Source organism: Bacillus gobiensis, from assembly GCF_001278705.1.
GTDB lineage: Bacteria > Bacillota > Bacilli > Bacillales > Bacillaceae > Bacillus > Bacillus gobiensis.
Genome location: NZ_CP012600.1, coordinates 545,538 through 565,644 on the forward strand (window position 1 = coordinate 545,538; position 20,107 = coordinate 565,644).

Below are 20,107 nucleotides of genomic sequence, written 5' to 3' on the forward strand. Positions count from 1 at the left end.
CCTAATTTGCAAGGTGTAAAAACGGCCAAAGGGAAGGGATAAAATATGTATATGGTGATGAGTCTGTGTGACAGGAATATGAGTCAGGAGGAGACAAATATTCGTTCTTATTAATCAATAATGTATTATTATGGAAGGTGATGTTGTGCAATAAAATAGGTAGTGATGATTCAGTTCATTTTATTGAAAGTTTAGAATGGGAATTTTAAGAAAGAGAGGTGAAGTAGCTGATGAAAAAATGGCTGATTTTAAGCGCATTAATTATCACGGGATTTTTTGCAACAGGAGTTAGTAGTGACATTGTTGAGGCTGAAGACCAGGATCTTGATCCAATAGGGGATAAAATTGGTTGGGAAGATGGCCGTAGTGATGTAGAAGATCCTGTTGTTGCAAATGATGGTTTCGAAGATGGAGTAGATAATTCTATGGTGCAACCGAAGATTACCAAAGTATCAGATGATATAGATCTTTTACCTTCAGAATTTGGAGAGTGAGATGACTTAGGAACCTCGACATTTAAGTCGCCATAAAAAACGTTATATTCTGAGATTTGAACATTTCTTTAAATCTGATCATCCATTTTATTATTCGTATTTCTAATATACCTTGCAAAGACGATTGCAAGTGATGAAATAGCTGCTATAAACAAAATCATCCATATGACAGGATAATTTCTTGTGAAAAGACAGTAAACAACTCCAATTAAACTAATGATAAGAACTAACTTCAAATTAAATATTGGGACAAAATAGTGGAGATAGCCACTAATCAATAATACGATTAAAATAAACATGACAAGTTGAATTGTTCCAAATAATAAATTCCATGTCGTCACCTCTCTCCTAGCGAACTCTAATGCTACTACTCTTAACCATGCTTTCAGCTCCGTATTGAGATTTTATGTTTTTTACTAAATTCTATGTTCTTTTGGGGCTTTCCTTCTTAATTAATTATTAAAACCTATTCTTTTTCAATTGATTGAAAATGTTATAGTTCGACAGCTGCAAAACGCAGCTGTTTTTGTTATTTCCAGAACGTGCATTCGTATTTCAAGAATGGTAAAATATTAGGTATATTACAGCAGAGGAGTATGAATTTTGAGTGATCTAACGTTTATCCATGCTGCTGATTTGCATTTGGACAGTCCGTTTCTTGGAGTGAGCCAGCTTCCGGAAACGATTTTTAAGCGTTTGAAAGAAAGCACCTTTAAGAGCGTAATCAACTTAATTGATATCTGCATTGCGAAAAAGATCGATTTTCTTTTGCTATCGGGGGATCTGTTTGACGAAGCGAACCGGAGCTTAAAGGCGCAATTTTTCTTAAGAAATCAATTTATCCGGCTTGAAACAGCGGGAATTCATGTTTATGTCATTTACGGAAATCATGATCATTTAAGCGGTGAATGGACGCCGGTCGAATGGCCGGAAAATGTTCATGTGTTTTCAGCAGAAGCTGTTGAAGAAAAATCATATTACCGGGGAACAAACCGGCTCGCGAGTATCTATGGCAGCAGCTATAAGAAGAGAGAGCAATTTGACAATCAAGCGGCAGATTTTAAGCGGAGTACAGATGCAAAATACCATATTGCCATGCTTCACGGTACGTATGCAGGGGAAAAAGAGCACAATCCTTACAGCCCTTTTCTTTTGAATGACCTCATTCAAGCTGATATGGATTACTGGGCACTGGGGCATATACATAAGAGGCAGGTAATTTCAGCTGAGCATCCTGCCGCGATTTATGCCGGCAATTTACAAGCACGGCACCAGAAAGAAACAGGCGAAAAAGGCTGTTATGTTGTTAGGCTGACAGAGCACGAGGCATCCTATGAATTCATCCCGGTTGCAGACGTATTGTGGCTGAAACTCCATGTTGACGTTTCGGATACAAACAGTGTCACAGAGCTGCACGGCAGGATCGAAGAAAAATTCGACTCGATAAGACATAAAGACCGGGCAGTATGTGTTAGGCTTTCTCTAACTGGTGCCGTACCTGAATTTATGCGGGAAGCCCGGGAAGGAACGTTTGAGGAAATCGTTGACGTATTTCGTGAGCAGGAGGAAGAAGAGGAATCCTTCGTTTGGCTTCTCGGTATCGAAGATCATATGAACAGGCAAACTGCACACACTGAAGAAGGCTTGCTGAAGGAGCTTACAGAGGAAATGGATCACATTCAATTGGAAGATGGAATGTTTTCTTCACTGGAAAGCAATCCCTTCTATCGTAGGTACGCTTCTCAATTGAATGAAGCGGACTTGATGGAAATGAAAGCAGAGGCAAAGGTGTTACTGGCCGATCAGTTTGCCGCGTTTGAAAGGAGCGGAGGTGGACGAGCTTGAAGATCGCGTCGCTGCACATATATGGATATGGAAAATTTATCAACAAGACGTTTCGTTTTTCTTCTTCGCGGATTCAAATTATTTACGGAATCAATGAATCGGGAAAAACAACGCTGATGAATTTCATCGAGGATATGTTATTCGGATTTAAGAAGCAGAGCCAGTATAAGCCGAAACGCGGTGGTACTTATGGCGGAATGCTGGTGATCGATCATGAGGAGCTGGGCGAAGTCAAAATTGAACGAACCGGTATTAAAAATGAAGACGTCCGGGTCCTGCTCCAAGATGGAAGGGTGGAAAACGGGGACTTTTTGGACAAGCTTTTGCATCATATGGATCGCTCTCTGTTTAAATCGATCTACTCATTTGACGTGTTTGGCTTGCAGGAGGTGCATAAGCTGAATCGAGAAAAAATCGGCCAATTTTTATTTTTCTCAAGCTTATTCGGATCAGACGCGATTGCGAATATAGACAGTCATTTGAAAAAACAGCAGGATGCCTTGTTTAAGCCAAACGGGCGTAAACCTGAATTGAACCGTTCACTCGAGGAACTGAAAAAAACGGTTTTCGAACATAAAAAAGCAAAAAGCCAGTCACAAGAATACCAATCGATCATTGAAAACCAGCAGAAAAGCAATAATGAGCTACTGCAATGTGAAGAAAAGTTGCAAACTCTGCAGACGGAAATGGACCAAATCAACCGAAGTATTCAAATGAAGCCTAAATTAGAAGATGAAGCCAAACTTCGTCGAGAGATTGAAAGCGAAAAAAGCAGGCGTTACGAATTTTTTCCTGAGGACGGGCTGCACCTTTTGGAAAAATATGAATCACATCTTCATCCCAAAGCGGCCCAGCTTGCAGCAATACGCGATTCGGAGAAAAAGCTGCAAGCAAAAATCGATGAATTATCAGGTCAAAGCGAGCTTCTTAAGAAGGAAGAAGAGGTTGCCCAGCTCTTGTCATCTCATCCAATCTATGAATCTCATTTGGAGAGACTAACAGCGATTGAGCAGCAAACCGAGCGTTATCGAAGCGAATTTTTTAGCGGACTCCAAAAGCTAAATGGAACAACTGAAGAAGATGTAGCAATCGTTGATTGTACCTATGAATATGAATGGAAGCTCAAAGAAGAGGTTCAAGCCTATCTTCAGCTGCAGCAAAAGAAAAAAGAACTGGACGAGCAATTTAATCTGGCAAGAGCGGATTTAGACGAAGCAGAAAAATCATATGCTTTTACAAAGGAGTCTATATTAAACGACGAGCTGCGCAAGCAAAAAGAAGAGGCGCTTTATGACCTGGAACAAAAACAAAATTCAAAAGTAAACTCCGCTGCGAAAAGAGATGAAGCGGAAAAGCAGCTTGCTGCATTACGCTTGGAGGAGAAAGGCCGAAAAAAAAGACATATTGCCATATTTTCGGCTTTGGCTGTATTTTGTATCGCCGCTTCTGTTGTTTGCTATGTTATGGAACAGCGTCTTGCCGCAATCTGCTTACTCCCGGCAGCAATTGTTTTGCTGTATTTCGGATGGAAATCCCCCAGAGCTTCAGCGGTTGTGGCAATGATGGAAAAACAGCTGGCTGACATGAAAAAGGAACAGCCGCCCTCTAAAAGAGACTGGGAGGCGGTCCAAACCTTAAAAGAAGAGCTGTGGCTCGACGACCATACTAAACAGAGGCTAATGGCCGAAAATCATGCGCTTGTGCAAAGAGAAGCCGCTTATGAAAGAGTCATCACAGGATTTGAAGAATGGGAAACCAGGATGCGCCCCGTTGAAGAGGGTGTGCGCGGCTATTTAAAATCACTCAAGCTTTCAATAGATCCTGTTTATCTGCTTGATGCCTACTCCTTGATGAAACAGCTTAATGATCAATTGCAGCAAATTAAAAAATTAGAAACGGATAAAAAAGATCTTGAGCGCCTTATTCGTTCATTTGAAGAGCAGCTTGCTCAATTGCAGGAGGAAAAAGGATATGGGAATGTTGCAGAACAGATTTACAGGCTGAAAAAAGGTCTTCAAGAGCAAAAGCAAGCCAATAAAAAAAGAGAAGAAGCAGCACTTTCACTGCAGCATGCTCGTGATCAAACCGAAAGCTTGCAAAAAGAGATGAATTATTTTAAAACCCAAATAGAGCATCTTTTTCAAAACATCGAGGTAACGAATGAACAGGAATTTAGATCATATGCCAAAGCTCACGACAGGCGAGAAAAAATCAAACAAGAGCATAGCCGCTTGACACAGGAGCTGATATTCATTGATGATCGCGTACGAGAGCTCGCAGCACATTACAGCGTCGATGAGCTTGAGGCTAAAGCTGCAGATATAAATCAACAGTTAAAAGAAGGACGGGCTAACCTGAAAAAGATCCAAGAACGTATTGCATATCTTCAAATGAAACAGCAAGAAATCGAGAAATCCGGTATGGAATCAGAGCTGGCGCATAAAGTGACGTTACAAAGGAATGAAAGCAAAGAGCTGGCGAAAAAATGGGGAGCTATCCAGCTTGCCAGAGAAGTCATTCGCCGAAGGATTGATTATCATCAAAAGGTGCGCCTTCCTTCGCTTTTGAGAAAAGCCGAAGAGCTAATCGATCCATTAACGGACGGAAGATATGTAGAATTGTATTTTTCCGAAGTGGATCAAACGCTTATGGTGAGGAGAAAGGATGGGCTTATCTTTTATGCCCACGAGCTGTCGCAGGCCACGTGTGAGCAGCTGTATACAGCAATCCGCTTTTCATTGGCTCTTTCTCACGTAAATGGACTGCGTATGCCGTTTTTAATGGATGACAGCTTTGTTCATTTTGACAAGCAAAGACTGCTAAAAGTGACATCGGTCATCGAAAAATGGGTGGATACGGATCAGCAAGTCCTGTTGTTTACCTGTCATGGACATATTAAAGAAACCTTTTCAACTGGGGAGGTAACGTCGCTTTCGTAAAGCGGAAAATCCTGCCGGAAAATCAAATATGATATACTAAAATGTATAATTTAGAGGGAGCTGGGAACATGGTAAAAGGAATATTACTGCATGACGTAGGAGAGCAGTTTGATTCATATCTGCTGATTAAATCGTCAGCGAAAGGGATTGCAAGCAATGGCAAGCCTTTTTTAACTCTGATGCTGCAGGACCAATCCGGAGATATTGAAGCAAAGCTTTGGGATGCCAAGCCAAATGATGAAACTACATACGGTCCGCAGACGATTGTAAAGGTAACCGGAGATATTCATCATTATCGGGGAAGAAACCAGCTGAAGCTAAGAAACATCAGACCGGTTGAGCCTACGGAAACGATGAAGCCGGAAGACTTTCTGGAAACTGCGCCGCTTCCAAAACAGGAAATGTCTGACATCGTAACCCAATATATTTTTGAAATGAATAACCCAAATATACAGCGGATCACTAGGTATCTGCTTAAAAAATACGGCACTGAATTTTTCGACTATCCGGCCGCAACGAAAAATCATCACGAATTTGTATCAGGGCTAGCGTACCACGTTGTTTCTATGCTGAAGCTGGCAAAGTCCGTTGCGGAGCTTTATCCGAGCTTGGATAAGGACTTGCTCTATGCAGGGGTCATTCTTCATGATCTTGGGAAGGTCAAGGAGCTTTCCGGTCCAATCTCTACTGCATACACAGTAGAAGGGAATCTTTTAGGCCACATCTCGATTATGGTAACAGAGATTTCCAAAGCGGCAGAGGAATTGGAAATAGACGCTGAAGAGGTCTTGATTCTTCAGCATCTCATCTTAAGCCACCATGGAAAAGCCGAGTGGGGAAGCCCTAAGCCGCCAATGATAAAAGAAGCTGAAATTCTGCATTACATTGATAATTTGGATGCCAAAATGAATATGATGGACCGTGCATTAGAAAGAGTAAAGCCGGGAGAATATACCGAACGGGTATTTGCGCTTGATAACAGGATGTTCTACAAGCCTGCGTTTCATAAATAGTAGCATAACTTGTCTTTTACCAGCATAACGTTGTAATAAACGATATATAGCTGGGAGGGAGAACCTTGCTACTATTGCCTTGGTGGGTGTACTTATGCATTATTGGGATTATTTTCTGCCTTTACAAGGTCATTACGACAACTAAGGAAGAGGAACAGATTGATCAATCCTTTATTGAAAAAGAAGGGCAAATCTTTATGGAACGAATCAAAAAAGAAAAAGAGCGCAGAATCGAATTGAAAAAAGATTAAAGATATACATAAAAAGCGTTGGCCTATCAAAAGAGGCCAACGCTTTTTATTCTGTACTAACTCACTGATTTATTATGATCCCTGTGGTGCCTGCGGTGCCTGTGGAGCAGCATCTTTGTTAAATGTTTCTTTTAAATCCTTGTCCTTTACATCAACCTTGGCATCTTGAACCATTTTATCGACGATTCCCTGAACAGTTGCCTGGTCAGCTGTCTTTTGCTTTTTAACATCTTCCGTAAGCTCTTTCTTCATATCCTCATACTTGCCGCGTTCTGCTGTCTTTTTGATGATATGATAGCCGTATTGTGTTTTAACAGGCGCGCTTACTTCACCGACTTTTAATTTATAAGCGGCGTCGCTGAATTCTTTAACCATTTGTCCATCTTTTGCGAAAAAGCCCAAGTCTCCGCCTTGTTGAGCAGTGCCGTCTGTTGAGTATTCCTTCGCTAAATCTTCAAATTTTTCGCCGTCTTTTAGTTTTTTCTCAACTTCTTTAGCTTTGTTCTCATCCGTAACTAAAATATGGCTGGCGCGGATTTGTCCTTCCAGGCTGTCATAATATTTTTTTACTTCGTCATCCGTTACTTTTGCTTGATCTTCAGCAGCTTTTGTTGTCAGCAGCTCGAATTTGACTTGCTGCTTGACATAGTCTTCCCCTTGCTGCTGGATCATTTGTTCAATCTGGGCACCCATTTGTCCCTTGCGGTACTCTTCTAATTTCGCATCTATTTCTTCATCAGTTACATCATATTTTTCATCCAGTACTTTTTCTTGAACCATCATAGTGAGGATCTGTGATCCTGCTGCACTTTTTAGATTCGAGTAAAATTCATCTTTTGTCACATTTCCGGCATCTGACTGTGCAATAACTTCAGAATCGCCGCTGTTGCATGCGCTAAGGACTAGCAAGCTAGTTGCGGTAATTGCCGCAGCTGTAATCTTTTTCATTTAATTCAAACACTCCTAATCATACGTATTTGCCTACGTATTGTATCATAACATATTGTGACACTTGAGAAAAAGATTTGTAATAGTGATATCCGTCTAGTCAATTATTTTTACCCATCATACAAATATATTGAACAAAAAAAGGAGGCTATATTATGAGTGGAGGATATTCAAGCGGATTTGCATTAATCGTGGTGCTTTTTATTTTGTTGATTATCGTTGGTGCAGCATACTTGTGCTAAAAAACGGCCGCCCTTTTCATAGGGCGGCGTTTTTTTGCTTCATGGATATGCATAAAAACGAAAAAAAGAGCAGAGAACGTTTGGATTCGTTCTGCTGCTCTTTTTTCATTTTCTGTTGTTTTTAGTTTAATTTAAAGCAAGAGAAATCTCCACAAAGGAAGAGATCAGCAATATTAAAATAAGCACGTTAATCCATCTAAATACCTTGTCCTGGCGGTCTTCAGGAATCTCTCTGACCAGGCACAACGCATTGGTGAGCTTATTTATATAGTATAGAATAAATACAGAAAAAACCATGAAATAGAAAATGATTATGGGAGATCCCCCTCTCTTTTCTTCTCCATACTACATTATCAAATATTTATTAAAAAAGATAGAAAATAGACTAAATAAAGCTGTATTTTTCAGACGAAATTGGACACTTAGTGAAGCGGCTGCTTTCCACTTTGGCTAAGATAAGCTAAAATAGAACTAATACTCTTAGTTAAATGGGATGGTTTTATGGAGGAAAGGATTTCACGATTAGAATATTACATCACATTGCTTATGGAAAACGCTGACATGAGCAAGCATCCTTTTCATGCACTTGTGATAAGGACGGGGCTCTCAGAAGAAGAAGTATTGGAGATTAAAAGAGTCTGCTCGGAACTGGAACAGGACTTGGACATACAAAAAACGCAAGGCTATATGAGCTTTGAAAAGCTCCTTGCGCTTTTTGCAGGACAGTTAAATGAAAAGTTAAATGTTCATGAGACAATCTATGCCCTGCGAGATCAAGGGTTATTTGTGTCACTCATGGATGAATTCATTTCCATCATAAAAAAATTTGATTAGTTAATCGGCTCGAGAGTTTCTTCAAAGTCCGGTGTTTCTTCAACTTTTTTCTTTTTCAATTTTCCTGAATCTGTCGTAAATTCTGTTTCGATATTGCTGAAGGATGTCTCAAAGATCTCCATAAAGTCGTCCCCGTAAATATTACGAATGATACACATCATTTCAATAATTTCGGGGAACTTTCCATAAAGCTGTTGCAGCGGCTGTGCACCTTTGAAAACTGCGTTATGTGATGGGTCGTATTCTTCCAGCAGCTTTAAGAAAACTTCTTCGCCTTTTTCTGTCAGCTGGATATACGTATTCCGCTTGTCATTATTTTTTTTAGAAAATTGCAGATATCCTCTTTCTTCCAGCTTTTTTGAAAAGTTAAACGCTGTGGATACATGCATTACTCCGAATTTTGCGATTTCTGAAATGGAAGCACCCTTTAGCTGATAAGCAATCCAGAGAATATGATGTTCATTGATATTGAGCTCGAATGGTTTAATCCATTGCTGCCAATCCTTTTCAATCGATTTCCAGAGTGCTTTGCTAAGCTGGGCCATTTTTTGGCTAAATAAAAGTGCCTCTTTAATAGAGTAATCTTGATCCAACTTATTCACTAATCTTCACCTGCTCTCTTTTTCTTGTAATTTCTATTATGCCAATAAAATAAAGATTAATAAAGATCTAAATTAACGAAATTTTTAAAAAGTAAGAGAAATAGCGGTTACACAAAGTTTTTTATATTAAAAAAAGCACATATTTCAAAATATGTGCTTTTTTTCCTTGAAAAAAATATTTTTAAATATATTACTTTTGTAAGTTTTTCTCCAGCTGTTTAATTTTCTCTTCGATTTCAGCCAATTCTTTTTGTAAATCCTGTTGATGAGGTTTTATTTCTTCACGCCAAGTTTTAATTGAATTTTGAAGTTCACCGCTTACTTCCTTAACCACTTCAATACCTTCCTTAGCTGTTGTAACAATTTGTTCGGTTAATGAAGATCCATCGTTTTTTAGCTTTTGCACTGTTTCTTCGAGTTTCCCGCAGTTTGATTTTAATTGCCCGCGCAGCTCTTTTCCGGATGTCGGAGCTGAAAACAATACTGCAGCACCGCCAACAATCCCCCCTACGACAAGACCTGCTAAAAGAGAACGATTATTTGCCATTTCGATCACTCCACACTAAAGATTTGAACAGAAAATCTGATCATAGCTTGCTTTATTTTAGCATACTTTTATAGAAGAACTTAAATGTTAATATTTTATCGGAATGAAAGAGGTTAATTTTAAGGAACGGTGCTGATATAACCTCATTGGAGGAACTAGCTATGATTCTCATTTTATCAATTATAGGTATTGTTTGCTTTGCTGGATCCCTGCGCTATTTGCACCTGCTTGGAGCACAAGCATCCTATCCGCCTAAGCATGTGTTAAGGCAAAAAGCCACCATGTGCGCAACAGGACTATGCATTGCACTGTTACTTATCCTTTTATTAAGGTTGCTCTAATAAAAAAGCCTCTTCACATAAAATGAAGAGGCTGTACGTTATTTCGCAGATTGAATGCTTCTGGACCGTTTGATGATCGATAGCACGATTGGATATACGATGACGGCTGCAACGGTATTAATCAAGATTGCCGGCAGCACAACCGCAACAAAGAATCCTATAAATCCAGCATTGCCGGGAAGTCCGACGATCAGCAAAGCCGAAGTCAAAAAAACTGTTCCTGAAACGAGCGTACCAACAGAAGTTAAGACAGGTGCAGTGATTTTATTGTCTTTATATTTCTTAACCATCATGAGCATCGCGAAAAACACCAAGGCTGTAACTGATTTATCAATGACATTTGGGATAAATCCGGCGGGAAACAGCGTAGTTAACCCTGAAATAAATCCAGTGACCAACCCGATCACGATGACGTTTTGTATTTTAGGAAATAAAAGAATTCCCATAAACATCATAACTAGCATCATATCCGGTTTCATACCGAATATTGGCGGGACAACGACGTGCAATGCTGCACCAATCCCGATAAATAAAGCCATAATAATTAATTCTATTGTTTTCATTTTTATACTCTCCTCTTCTCTTCTAAACTATGCCTCCCCGATAATATGCTGGTCATTTACCGCAGGAGTTTTTAGTAGTATAACAAATCATTACTTGATTTGAGAAGGATTTTATTCATTTTCCTTCTGGAATTTATTCATGAAATCAGCCAGTTTTTCACAATCCTGTAAGGATACGGCGTTATAGATTGAAGCGCGGCAGCCTCCTACAGAACGATGTCCGCCTAAACCTGACATTCTATTTTCTTTTGCTTGCTGGATGAATTTTTTCGTTAGCTCATCATTTGAAAGATTAAATGTTACGTTCATATTCGAACGGCTGTCATTTCTTGCATAGCCGGTGTAAAAACCTTTGCTGGAATCGATGCAATCATAAAGGACTGCAGCTTTTTCATTGTTTCTTTTTTCAATACCTTCTAGGCCGCCTTGCTCCTTCATCCATTCAAGCACAAGGGACAGCAAGTAAATCGCAAACGTAGGCGGCGTATTGTATAAGGAATTTGCTTTCGCGTGAGTCGAATATTTTAAAATTTTAGGTGCCTGAGGATTTTCTTTTTCCAGCATGTCCTTTTTAAGTATGACGACAGTCAGTCCTGATGGCCCTAAATTTTTCTGAGCTCCGGCATAAATTAAATCAAAGTTTCCGACATCAAATTTGCGGCTTAAAATGTCACTGGACATATCCGCAATTAAAGGGATTTGTGCTTGAGGAAACTCCTTCCACTGTGTACCGAAAATCGTGTTGTTTGAGGTAAGGTGGAGATAAGCCCCTTCATTAAAAGTCAGATTGGATACATCAGGAATGTACTTGTATTTTTCATCTGCGCTTGACGCAGCCTCGATGGTATTTCCGTATACTTTTGCTTCAGCAAGCGCCTTCTCTGACCATGAGCCTGTCATAAGAAATTGGGCGGCTTGATCCTGCGGCAAAAAATTCAATGGTATCATGGCAAATTGAAGGCTTGCACCGCCTTGAAGAAATAGAACTTCATAGTCTTCGGGAATTTGCAAAAGGTCTTTTAATAAACTGATAGCTTTTTCATGGACAGCATCATACTCAGGGCTGCGGTGAGATAGCTCCATGACGGACATCCCGGTCTGATTAAAATCAAGAAGTTCTTTTTGGGCCTTTACCAATGCTTCAAAAGGAAGAGCTGCCGGCCCGGCATTAAAATTCGTCGTACGTTCCATAATGAATCGCTCCTGTTTCTTTAAGTAGTTGTAAGTTTGGCAGAAAATATACACTCATCCTACCATAATTTCTGAATTTTATGTATCGGAAAAATATGTTCCTTATATCGATGCTTCGCAACGCAGTCTCAAGAATTCATAAATAGGGGATGGCAAAGTGGCTGGAATAAGTTCGAAGTGGTCCGAATAAAGTCAAACTTAAACTGGATAACTCTCCAAATGGTTCAAAAAAAACCTCCATCTGAAATGGAGGTTAAGCGAGCTGCTTATGAATAGCGGAGGCGATTTCCTGAAGCTGTCCGCTTGAGTATTCATTAGCATGAGTTTTCCATACAGCTCCGAATCCGTCGCCTTTTCCGTAGCGGGGAATAATATGCATGTGGAAATGAAAGACAGACTGACCGGCTTTCTCGCCGTTATTATTTAAAATATTCAGGCCGATCGGTTCAAACTCTTTTTTAATCGCTGATGCAATTTTCGGGATCGCTTCGAAATAATTTTTAGAAATTTCCGGTGTCATTTCATAGATGTTTTCTTTATGGGCCTTCGGGATAACGAGCGTGTGGCCTTTGGTTACTTGGCTGATATCAAGGAAGGCGACGACATGGTCATTTTCAAATACCTTGGCACTTGGTATGTCACCGGACACGATTTTACAAAAAATACAGTCTGACATCATGATCCTCCTAAAAGCATTTTTTATATGTATTGTCATTATCTTACCATAAAACAAGGGTAAACAGAAAAACAGGATGAACGGACAAGCGTTCACCCTGAATATAGAAGGAAAAACTATTTAAAATAAAGGATAAACCGATATCGCCTGTTTTAGAAATCCATTTTCAGGATTCTGTGATGCTTGATCATTTTCTGCGACAAACACCTCATTTGAATTATGCCAAAGCATTGAAATCAATTTAGTGAATGAAGAAAATTTCGAGCAAAGGACAATGAGTGTATACCTTTTTGTCCAACTGATAAAAAGAAACGTTGTCTTTGACAAACACCTCGTTTGTTCAGTGGATTTTAAATCTTTATCCTTCTACAAACCTTATGATGCCCTGAAATAAATAAGATATTAGCACTTTTATGTTGGTAAAAAGTCGCAATTCCATCATAAGTTTGTTACGATTTAAGAAAAAATGAGAAAGGAATGAAAAGATGTCTCTTTTAACTGTTCATGAACTTACAGGAGGATATACCCGAAATCCTGTACTAAGAGATGTTTCTTTCACTCTGGAACCAAAGCAAATAGTTGGATTGATTGGTTTAAACGGAGCGGGAAAAAGCACGACCATCCGCCATATTATCGGTTTGATGGAGCCTCAAAAAGGAACAATCAAGCTGAATGGCAAAACATTTGCAGACGATGCAGAAAGCTATCGATCACACTTTACCTTTATCCCGGAAACCCCGGTATTATATGATGAGCTGACCCTAAAAGAGCATTTAGAGCTTACGGCGATGGCATATGGCTTATCGGAGGAAACCTTAAAGAAAAGGCTGCCGCCGCTGTTAAAAGAATTTCGTATGGAAAAACGGTTAAAATGGTTTCCGGCTCACTTTTCCAAAGGGATGAAGCAGAAGGTCATGATTATGTGCGCCTTTCTCGTTGAGCCTGACCTGTACATCATTGACGAGCCTTTTTTAGGCTTGGATCCTTTAGCGATCAACGCACTGCTTGAACGAATGAACGCCGCAAAACATAGCGGAGCAAGCGTCCTTATGTCGACCCACATTCTCGCGACAGCTGAAAGGTACTGCGATTCATTTATTATTTTACATAATGGACAAGTACGTGCGCTTGGAACGCTTCAAGAGCTGAGGGCCCAGTTTGAGATGAAGGATGCTTCACTCGACGACATTTATATAGAGCTGACAAAGGAAGAAATTTATGAATAGCATTAGAAGTATCTGGCAATCAAGGCTGGAAGACCATATTAAAGAAAGCCGCTCCTATTTAAAATACATGCTGAACGATCACCTGATGATCGTATTGATTTTTTTGTTTGCGGGAGGCGCTACCTGGTACAGCGGCTGGCTGAAAACGATGCCTGAAAATTTCCCGTCCTACTTGGTGATGGCGCTTTTGCTCGCGCTGATTCTCTCGAGCTCCTATGTTCGGACGTTTTTAAAGGAGCCTGATTTTGTCTTTTTGCTGCCGATAGAAGCAAAAATGGAGCCTTATTTAAAAAATGCATTCCGGTACAGCTTTGTTTCTCAGCTTTTTTTCCTCGTTGCTGTATCGATCATTTTTATTCCTTTGTATATAAAAGTGAGCGGGAAGCCTTTTTCGTTTCTTTTGTTTCTGCTTGTCCAGCTGCTTATCTATAAGTGGTGGAATCTTGCCGTGGAATGGCGGGTTACGTATTTTAACGACAGTACCATGATCATACTTGATAAAATAGGCCGATTTGCCATCAATTTTGCCGGAGTCTATGTCGTTCTGCGCTCTTTATACGTTTATTCGATAATCGTTTATGTCATCATGGCTGCAGTACTCATTTGGTTTACCGCCCGAGCAAAGAAAAAATCTTTCAAATGGGAACGGCATATTGCCAATGAAATTCAAAGGAAGCAGCGCTTTTACAGAATTGCAAATTTGTTTACTGACGTTCCTCATTTGCGCAAGCAGGCGAAACGAAGAAAATATATGGACTGGATGTTGAAGCTGATTCCTTATGAGCAAAATAAGACGTTTCAATACATGTATGCACGAGCATTTATAAGATCCAATGATTATTTTGGCTTAGCCATTCGGCTGACCGTTATCTCAGCTCTGATTATTCTGTATTTTTCTGCGAATCAATGGATTACGGCTGGCCTTATTGCGTTTGCCGTTTTCCTGACTGGAATTCAGCTGACTCCGTTATATGGGCATTTTTCTCAATTGAGTCTTCCTGAGTTATATCCAGTGAAGAAAGAAAGAAAAGCCAGCAGTTTTTTTACTTTGTTAAAGTCGATCCTAATCATCCAGGCGGCACTCCTTGTGCTCATATCTTTATTCAAAATGCAATGGGCGGGTTCGTTAGCGGGGATGGTTGCTTCACTTCTTCTCATTTTTGGGATTCTTCCGCCTTATTTCAGCCGCCGATTGAAAAAAATGAACGGATAATGAAACTTTTTTCGCGAGGAAGACGTATTAGTATGTAAATCATAAAATGAGGTGCAGGATCATGAATGATCGCGAGCTTTACTTAGACGAAGCGAATGAGTGGAAGCTCCGTTTTCTGAGAAAATCTTCAAAAATAGAAAGGATGTCCAAAGGCATTCAGAATAAGGTAAATGAGCGTATTCCTGAAAAAGTCCATACGTTTGTAACAGAAAGCATTAAAAAAATGGTTGAAACAACGCTTGTAGGCAGCAACCTTACAACATTTAAAAAAAGCACGGGCGGATTATCACTAAGAGAGAAAGATAAGCTTGCCAAACAAACGATCCTCGGTTACCAAAAGGCGGCTGCTGTCGAAGGAGCCGGCACAGGGGCTGGAGGATTCCTAATAGGATTGGCTGATTTTCCGTTATTATTGAGCATTAAAATGAAGTGCTTGTTCGAGCTTTCGTCCATTTATGGATTCGATGTAAAAAAGAAAGAAGAACGGGTATTTTTACTCTATATTTTTCAGCTTGCTTTTTCCAGTAATGAGCATAGAAAAAACATTTTTCAAACGCTAGAAGAATGGGAAACGAAAAAGGATGAAATTGATTGGCGAAAATTTCAGCAGGAATACAGGGATTATATAGACTTGGTCAAACTATTTCAGCTTGTGCCCGGGATAGGAGCGGTCGTCGGAGGAGTAGCGAACTATAAATTGGTGGGGCAGCTTGGCGAAGCAGCCAGGCATGTGTTTCATTTAAGACTACTTAAATAGGAGGCGGGTCTTATATGTAAGGCCCGCTTCTTTGTTAAAGCAAGAAAATTGCTGCAATAGTTGTTACGACTAAGCCGACGAGTACGGGAATCATATTTTTTCTGGCAAGCAAAAACGGATCCACCCGGCAAATTGCAGCGGCCGGAATCAGTGCCCAAGGAATTATCGTTCCCCCGCCAACCCAAATAGCCGCTATTTGGCCAAGTGCTGTTAAGACCGCAGGATCGGCACCTACTGCGCTTGAAAAAAGCTTTGCAATCGATCCGGCCAGTGAAATTCCTGAAAAGCCCGAGCCGTCAAGCCCGGTAACTGCACCTGCAACAGTTAGAGTAACCGCTGCGATTTCGCCAGTAAGAGGGACGACATGGGCAAGCGCAATCCCCAAATCATTGACAATGCCTGTTGATTCGTCCGGCAAGGTGTCCGGGATCAGCGTTTCAAAAGCAGAGTCTCCTAAGTAAAAGAAGGCAGCAATCGGAATGACGGGACCGAACACCTTAAATCCAAATTGAAAGCCATGAATAAAATATCCGGTAATTTTTTCAAGGTTCTTATGCTTATAGGTAACGAAATGGATAAGAAGAAGGATGATAATACTTGTTCCGCCGATTAAAGCCGTAGCTTCACCGCCCTGCAGATCAAGCAGTATCATGAAAATAATATCCGAAATAAATACAATTGGTATGATTGAGGCGAGAACAATCCGCCACTTTTTAGCCAGCAGAAAGTCTTCGTTTGATTTCTCAAACCCATAAAGCTCACCTGTTACTAATTCATTTTTTCTGCTTCGTACGATCATTAAAAACGCTGTAAAAGTCGTAACCACTCCCATAATGATAACGAGAGGAATGCTTGCTGACAGTACATCCTGCACTGGAATTCCAGCCGCATCAGCCGTCAGCTTTGGCGCGGCCTGGATGACAAAATCCCCGGATAAGGCAAATCCGTGGCCGAATAGGTTCATGGCCATGGCAACAGAAATCGGCGGAAGCCCTGCCTTTATTGCGACTGGCAATAAAACAGCTCCGATTAAAGCCACTGCTGGAGAAGGCCAAAAAAAGGAAGAAATAATGAACATAAGTGCACCAATGACCCAATATGCCATAATCGGTCCTTTGATTATTCTTGTGAATGGGTAAACCATCATTTCGTTAATGCCGGTGTTCGTCAGCAGGGAGCTCAACGAAACGATAAAACAAATAATGAAAATTGTCGGCAATAGCTCTGTCGTTGCATAAATCAGACTATTAAATATGGTACTGATAGAGGAAGTGAAAGAGTGTGTTGCTGCAAGGGCGATGAAAAAAATGCCAAGAAGTGAGATGAAAGTCGTATCTTTGCGAAACACCATGAAAAGAATAATAGCCGCAATGAAACTAAGAAAAAGATAGTGGACAAACGTCAGCTCTATCATGATATCACTCCATTTGGGCTTTCATTTTTTACAGATTATGCATCCGCAAACAGAGTGTGAGAATCGGTTTTCTAAAAAAGAATGCCCCTCCTCATGATAAGGAGGCTAACGTTATTCTACCGCATAGTAGGAAGCGACATAAGGAGGGCGCAAAAATATCGATTGATGCTTTTTTTCTTTTGGTGAAGAATCGGAATGTGCTTGTTCAAAGGAACTTGAATTTTTCCATGAAGTAAATTCGTGTTCTGATTCCCATAACGTTACGATTAAATACGTGTCACTTTTGATCGGCCGTAATAATCGAAGCGCTATGAAACCAGGCTCAGATTCGATATTTCCGGAGCGGTTTTTAAATCGGTTTTCAAAAAGAGGCCTGCTTTCCGGTGAAACGGGAATGTGATTAAAAGCAGCATACTCGCACGCACGCAATTCTCCCGCTCGATCAATAACTTCATATTTATGAGGGGACTGAAACAAAGATTTGTTGTCCGATTCATAAAAAAGAATCGCCTGATCTTCACCGTGCATGATATGCAACTTTTCATTTGTATGATTATGTGAGAATTTTTGCAAATAATCAAGAGTGCCGTAAGTGACATAAAAAAACATTTTTATCAACTCCTGCTTAATAGTATAACAAAAGAACGAGGGGCCTCTAACTGTCGATATGCTAGTATATACAGAAAAACTTAAATTCTTTCAGCCCGTGCTTGCGGGATAATTATAGAAAAACTTCCCATACTACCAGTATATGAGGACAAAAGGAAAAAGGGGTGACGCCATTGACATTAAAAAAATACATCTATCTTCCGCTATTAATTGGGGTTTTAACCTTCGTTCTTGCACTCGTTGTTTATCTTATCATCTTACTTCTTGGAAATTACGTCATTGATGAAAAAAAATTGGTCATGAATGCTTCAACGAAAATTGTCGACAATCACGGCGAACAAGTGGACGAACTATTCGTTGAAAATCGAGATCCTGTTTCATTCGATGACATCCCTGATCATGTGGCAAATGCATTTATAGCCGTAGAGGATCAAAGGTTTTATGAACATCCGGGGATTGACGTGAAGTCGATATCCAGGGCGCTGTACAGGGATATGATCGCCGGAGGGAAAGTGGAAGGCGGTAGTACCATCACCCAGCAGCTGGCGAAAAATATTTTTTTATCAAATGATAAAACCTTTTTGCGAAAAACAAAGGAAGTTATTATTGCACTAAACCTTGAAAAACGTTACACAAAGGAGAAGCTGCTTGAAATGTACATGAACCAGCTCTATTTTGGACATGGTGTGTACGGGATTCAGGCAGCAGCCAATTATTATTATAGTAAAGATGTCAAAGACTTAACCGTCAGTGAAGGAGCTGTACTTGCATCAATTCCGAAGGCCCCGTCCAATTATTCGCCGATCCTTCATCCCGATAAAAATCTAGAAAGAAGAAATACAGTCATTTCTCTTATGCATGACCAGGGATTTTTGACGGCAAAAGCTGCATTGCAGGCACAAGGGAATACACTTGGACTTCATGTACAAAAGAGCTCGGAAAAGCCGTGGCTGGACAGTTATATCGACCTGGTCGTTAAAGAAGCGGAAAGCAAATACAGTATATCTGCGGAGCAGCTTTATCAAGGCGGCTATACGATACGTGTGCCTATGGATGCCAGGCTCCAACAGGCCGCATATGAGCTTATGAAAGAAGAAGGCTATTTTCCCGGAACTGATAAGAAGGCAGAAGGAAGTGCTGTGTTTATCGATAATAATTCCGGTGGAGTCGCAGCGGCGATCGGAGGCAGGGAATATGCCCCGAGAGGATATAATCGGGTAATCTCTAATCGGCAGCCTGGATCCGCCTTTAAGCCAATCGCTGTATTCGGACCTGCAATGGAGGAAAAGGTGTTTCAACCGTATTCACTTCTTGATGACAGCAAGCAATCCTACGGTGGCTATACTCCGCGAAATTATGATGGTCAATACAAAGGAAAGGTTTCGATGGTCGACGCGATTGTTTTCAGTAAAAATGCGCCTGCTGTCTGGACGCTTAACCGACTCGGGACAGAAACGATTCAGCCTTATTTGGAAAAAGTGAATATCAATATTCCTGACAAGGGCCTTGCCGTCGCACTGGGCGGACTTGAAACCGGTGTTTCTCCTTTGCAAATGGCTGGTGCTTATCGTACCTTTGCCCATGACGGATCGTACGAAGAACCCTATTTTATCCAGAATATAACCGACCAAGACGGGGAAGAAATCATTACTCATAAAAGCAAACAGCAAAATGTTTACAGCAAGCAAACTGCTTGGAATATGACACGAATGCTGCAGGAAACCGTCTTGACCGGCACAGCGAAAAACGGAAGCTACGACGGAGACCTTGCCGGGAAAACCGGCTCGACCTCTTATACAGAGGTGAAAGGGGCTACGAAGGATGCGTGGTTTGCAGGATTCAATCCAAATGTAACTGGCGCGATATGGATGGGATATGACAAAACGGATAAAGAGCATTATTTAAAAGGGGGGAGTCAGTATCCGACTAAGCTTTTCAAGGATATTTTGACAAAAGCAGGAGAAGGCAAAAATCTAACCTTTCAAAAGCCTGATGATGTAAAAGAGCTTGACCGGCCGATCCGTCTCGCGGCAGTTGAGAAGGTAACTGCAGATTATTCCTTCAAGGCTCTCGGTTTTTTCACTGTCACGCTGAAATGGAACAATCAGGAGGACGATCGGGTTATTTATCGAATTTATGAAAAAAAGGATGGAAACGAGACACTGCTCGAATCAGTAAAGGGAGAAAACAGCTTTACGATTTCGTTCAGTAATGTGTTTTCAGATACATCTTACAGAGTCGTCCCTTATAACAGCCAAACAAATGAGGAAGGAAAAGGGCCTGGATACGTAAAGCCAAAGTTGTTCACTTCACAAATACAGTCCTAGAATACGGCAATTTTTTGAACGTTAAATCGAATTAGTGTACCCCGTACAAAAAAAGCGTTATATTGGACTAGGAGA

At 40.6% G+C, this 20,107-nt stretch carries 20 protein-coding genes; 12 read left to right on the forward strand and 8 right to left on the reverse strand.

Going from position 1 to position 20,107, the window contains the following annotated elements:
• Positions 1-230: 230 nt before the first annotated feature.
• From AM592_RS02680 to AM592_RS02705, 5 genes are all read left to right on the forward strand, one after another.
• Positions 231-494 carry a hypothetical protein gene (locus AM592_RS02680; protein WP_053602345.1) on the forward strand — a complete coding sequence of 88 codons (264 nt, stop codon included), beginning with the start codon at positions 231-233 and terminating at the stop codon, positions 492-494.
• A 600-nt stretch (positions 495-1,094) separates the two neighbouring features.
• Positions 1,095-2,339: a metallophosphoesterase family protein gene (locus tag AM592_RS02690; protein WP_053602347.1), complete on the forward strand. Its 1,245-nt coding sequence runs from the start codon at positions 1,095-1,097 to the stop codon at positions 2,337-2,339.
• Positions 2,336-5,278 (forward strand): ATP-binding protein, encoded by a 2,943-nt coding sequence (locus AM592_RS02695; RefSeq protein WP_053602348.1) that lies wholly within the window; start codon positions 2,336-2,338, stop codon positions 5,276-5,278. Before AM592_RS02690 ends, AM592_RS02695 begins: the two co-directional genes overlap by 4 nt.
• A 68-nt stretch (positions 5,279-5,346) precedes the next feature.
• Positions 5,347-6,291: a 3'-5' exoribonuclease YhaM gene (yhaM, locus tag AM592_RS02700; RefSeq protein ID WP_053602349.1), complete on the forward strand. Its 945-nt coding sequence runs from the start codon at positions 5,347-5,349 to the stop codon at positions 6,289-6,291.
• 65 nt (positions 6,292-6,356) lie between these two features.
• On the forward strand, positions 6,357-6,542 hold the full coding sequence (locus AM592_RS02705; protein WP_053602350.1) for a sporulation YhaL family protein: 186 nt from the start codon (positions 6,357-6,359) through the stop codon (positions 6,540-6,542).
• Positions 6,543-6,614: 72 nt separating this feature from the next.
• Here the strand turns inward: AM592_RS02705 and AM592_RS02710 are convergent, their stop codons facing one another.
• Positions 6,615-7,490 carry a peptidylprolyl isomerase gene (locus AM592_RS02710; RefSeq protein ID WP_053602351.1) on the reverse strand — a complete coding sequence of 292 codons (876 nt, stop codon included), beginning with the start codon at positions 7,488-7,490 and terminating at the stop codon, positions 6,615-6,617.
• A gap of 155 nt (positions 7,491-7,645) precedes the next feature.
• On the opposite strand from AM592_RS02710, the gene AM592_RS23055 reads away from it, so the two are divergent.
• The gene (locus AM592_RS23055) at positions 7,646-7,732 is read left to right on the forward strand and encodes a YjcZ family sporulation protein (RefSeq protein WP_082363666.1); all 87 of its coding nucleotides are present in this window, start codon (positions 7,646-7,648) and stop codon (positions 7,730-7,732) included.
• 501 nt (positions 7,733-8,233) lie between these two features.
• Positions 8,234-8,566, forward strand: coding sequence for a DUF1878 family protein (locus AM592_RS02720; protein WP_053602353.1), 333 nt, complete (start codon positions 8,234-8,236; stop codon positions 8,564-8,566).
• On the opposite strand, the gene AM592_RS02725 is transcribed toward AM592_RS02720, so the two are convergent.
• Together AM592_RS02725 and AM592_RS02730 are read right to left on the reverse strand one after the other, a co-directional pair.
• A complete protein-coding gene (locus AM592_RS02725; protein WP_053602354.1) occupies positions 8,563-9,168 on the reverse strand; it encodes an HTH-type transcriptional regulator Hpr in 606 nt (201 codons plus the stop codon). The two genes, AM592_RS02720 and AM592_RS02725, sit on opposite strands and share 4 nt — an antisense overlap.
• Before the next feature lie 190 nt (positions 9,169-9,358).
• Positions 9,359-9,715 carry a YtxH domain-containing protein gene (locus AM592_RS02730; protein ID WP_053602355.1) on the reverse strand — a complete coding sequence of 119 codons (357 nt, stop codon included), beginning with the start codon at positions 9,713-9,715 and terminating at the stop codon, positions 9,359-9,361.
• Positions 9,716-9,876: 161 nt separating this feature from the next.
• On the opposite strand from AM592_RS02730, the gene AM592_RS02735 reads away from it, so the two are divergent.
• Entirely contained in the window at positions 9,877-10,056 is a 180-nt protein-coding gene (locus AM592_RS02735; RefSeq protein WP_053602356.1) for a membrane protein YhzF, read from the forward strand.
• 38 nt (positions 10,057-10,094) lie between these two features.
• Here AM592_RS02735 and AM592_RS02740 read toward each other — a convergent pair whose 3' ends face one another.
• The 3 genes from AM592_RS02740 to AM592_RS02750 all read right to left on the reverse strand — a co-directional run bounded on the left by AM592_RS02740 (position 10,095) and on the right by AM592_RS02750 (position 12,486).
• Entirely contained in the window at positions 10,095-10,619 is a 525-nt protein-coding gene (locus tag AM592_RS02740; protein WP_053602357.1) for a tryptophan transporter, read from the reverse strand.
• Positions 10,620-10,730: 111 nt separating this feature from the next.
• Positions 10,731-11,810: a 3-phosphoserine/phosphohydroxythreonine transaminase gene (gene serC, locus AM592_RS02745; protein WP_053602358.1), complete on the reverse strand. Its 1,080-nt coding sequence runs from the start codon at positions 11,808-11,810 to the stop codon at positions 10,731-10,733.
• 253 nt (positions 11,811-12,063) lie between these two features.
• Complete coding sequence (locus tag AM592_RS02750; RefSeq protein ID WP_053602359.1) at positions 12,064-12,486, reverse strand: HIT family protein; 423 nt, start codon at positions 12,484-12,486, stop codon at positions 12,064-12,066.
• A gap of 485 nt (positions 12,487-12,971) precedes the next feature.
• On the opposite strand from AM592_RS02750, the gene AM592_RS02760 reads away from it, so the two are divergent.
• From AM592_RS02760 to AM592_RS02770, 3 genes are all read left to right on the forward strand, one after another.
• On the forward strand, positions 12,972-13,712 hold the full coding sequence (locus tag AM592_RS02760) for an ABC transporter ATP-binding protein (protein WP_053602361.1): 741 nt from the start codon (positions 12,972-12,974) through the stop codon (positions 13,710-13,712).
• Positions 13,705-14,925 (forward strand): ABC transporter permease, encoded by a 1,221-nt coding sequence (locus AM592_RS02765; protein WP_053602362.1) that lies wholly within the window; start codon positions 13,705-13,707, stop codon positions 14,923-14,925. Before AM592_RS02760 ends, AM592_RS02765 begins: the two co-directional genes overlap by 8 nt.
• A 61-nt stretch (positions 14,926-14,986) precedes the next feature.
• Positions 14,987-15,682, forward strand: a complete 696-nt coding sequence (locus AM592_RS02770) for an EcsC family protein (RefSeq protein WP_053602363.1) — start codon at positions 14,987-14,989, stop codon at positions 15,680-15,682.
• A 34-nt stretch (positions 15,683-15,716) separates the two neighbouring features.
• Here the strand turns inward: AM592_RS02770 and AM592_RS02775 are convergent, their stop codons facing one another.
• Entirely contained in the window at positions 15,717-17,096 is a 1,380-nt protein-coding gene (locus AM592_RS02775; protein ID WP_098945180.1) for a hypothetical protein, read from the reverse strand.
• 111 nt (positions 17,097-17,207) lie between these two features.
• Positions 17,208-17,705 (reverse strand): antibiotic biosynthesis monooxygenase family protein, encoded by a 498-nt coding sequence (locus AM592_RS02780; protein ID WP_053602365.1) that lies wholly within the window; start codon positions 17,703-17,705, stop codon positions 17,208-17,210.
• A 173-nt stretch (positions 17,706-17,878) separates the two neighbouring features.
• Between AM592_RS02780 and AM592_RS02785 the strand changes: the two genes are divergently transcribed.
• Positions 17,879-20,032: a transglycosylase domain-containing protein gene (locus tag AM592_RS02785; RefSeq protein WP_053602366.1), complete on the forward strand. Its 2,154-nt coding sequence runs from the start codon at positions 17,879-17,881 to the stop codon at positions 20,030-20,032.
• The last annotated feature ends 75 nt before the right edge of the window (positions 20,033-20,107 follow it).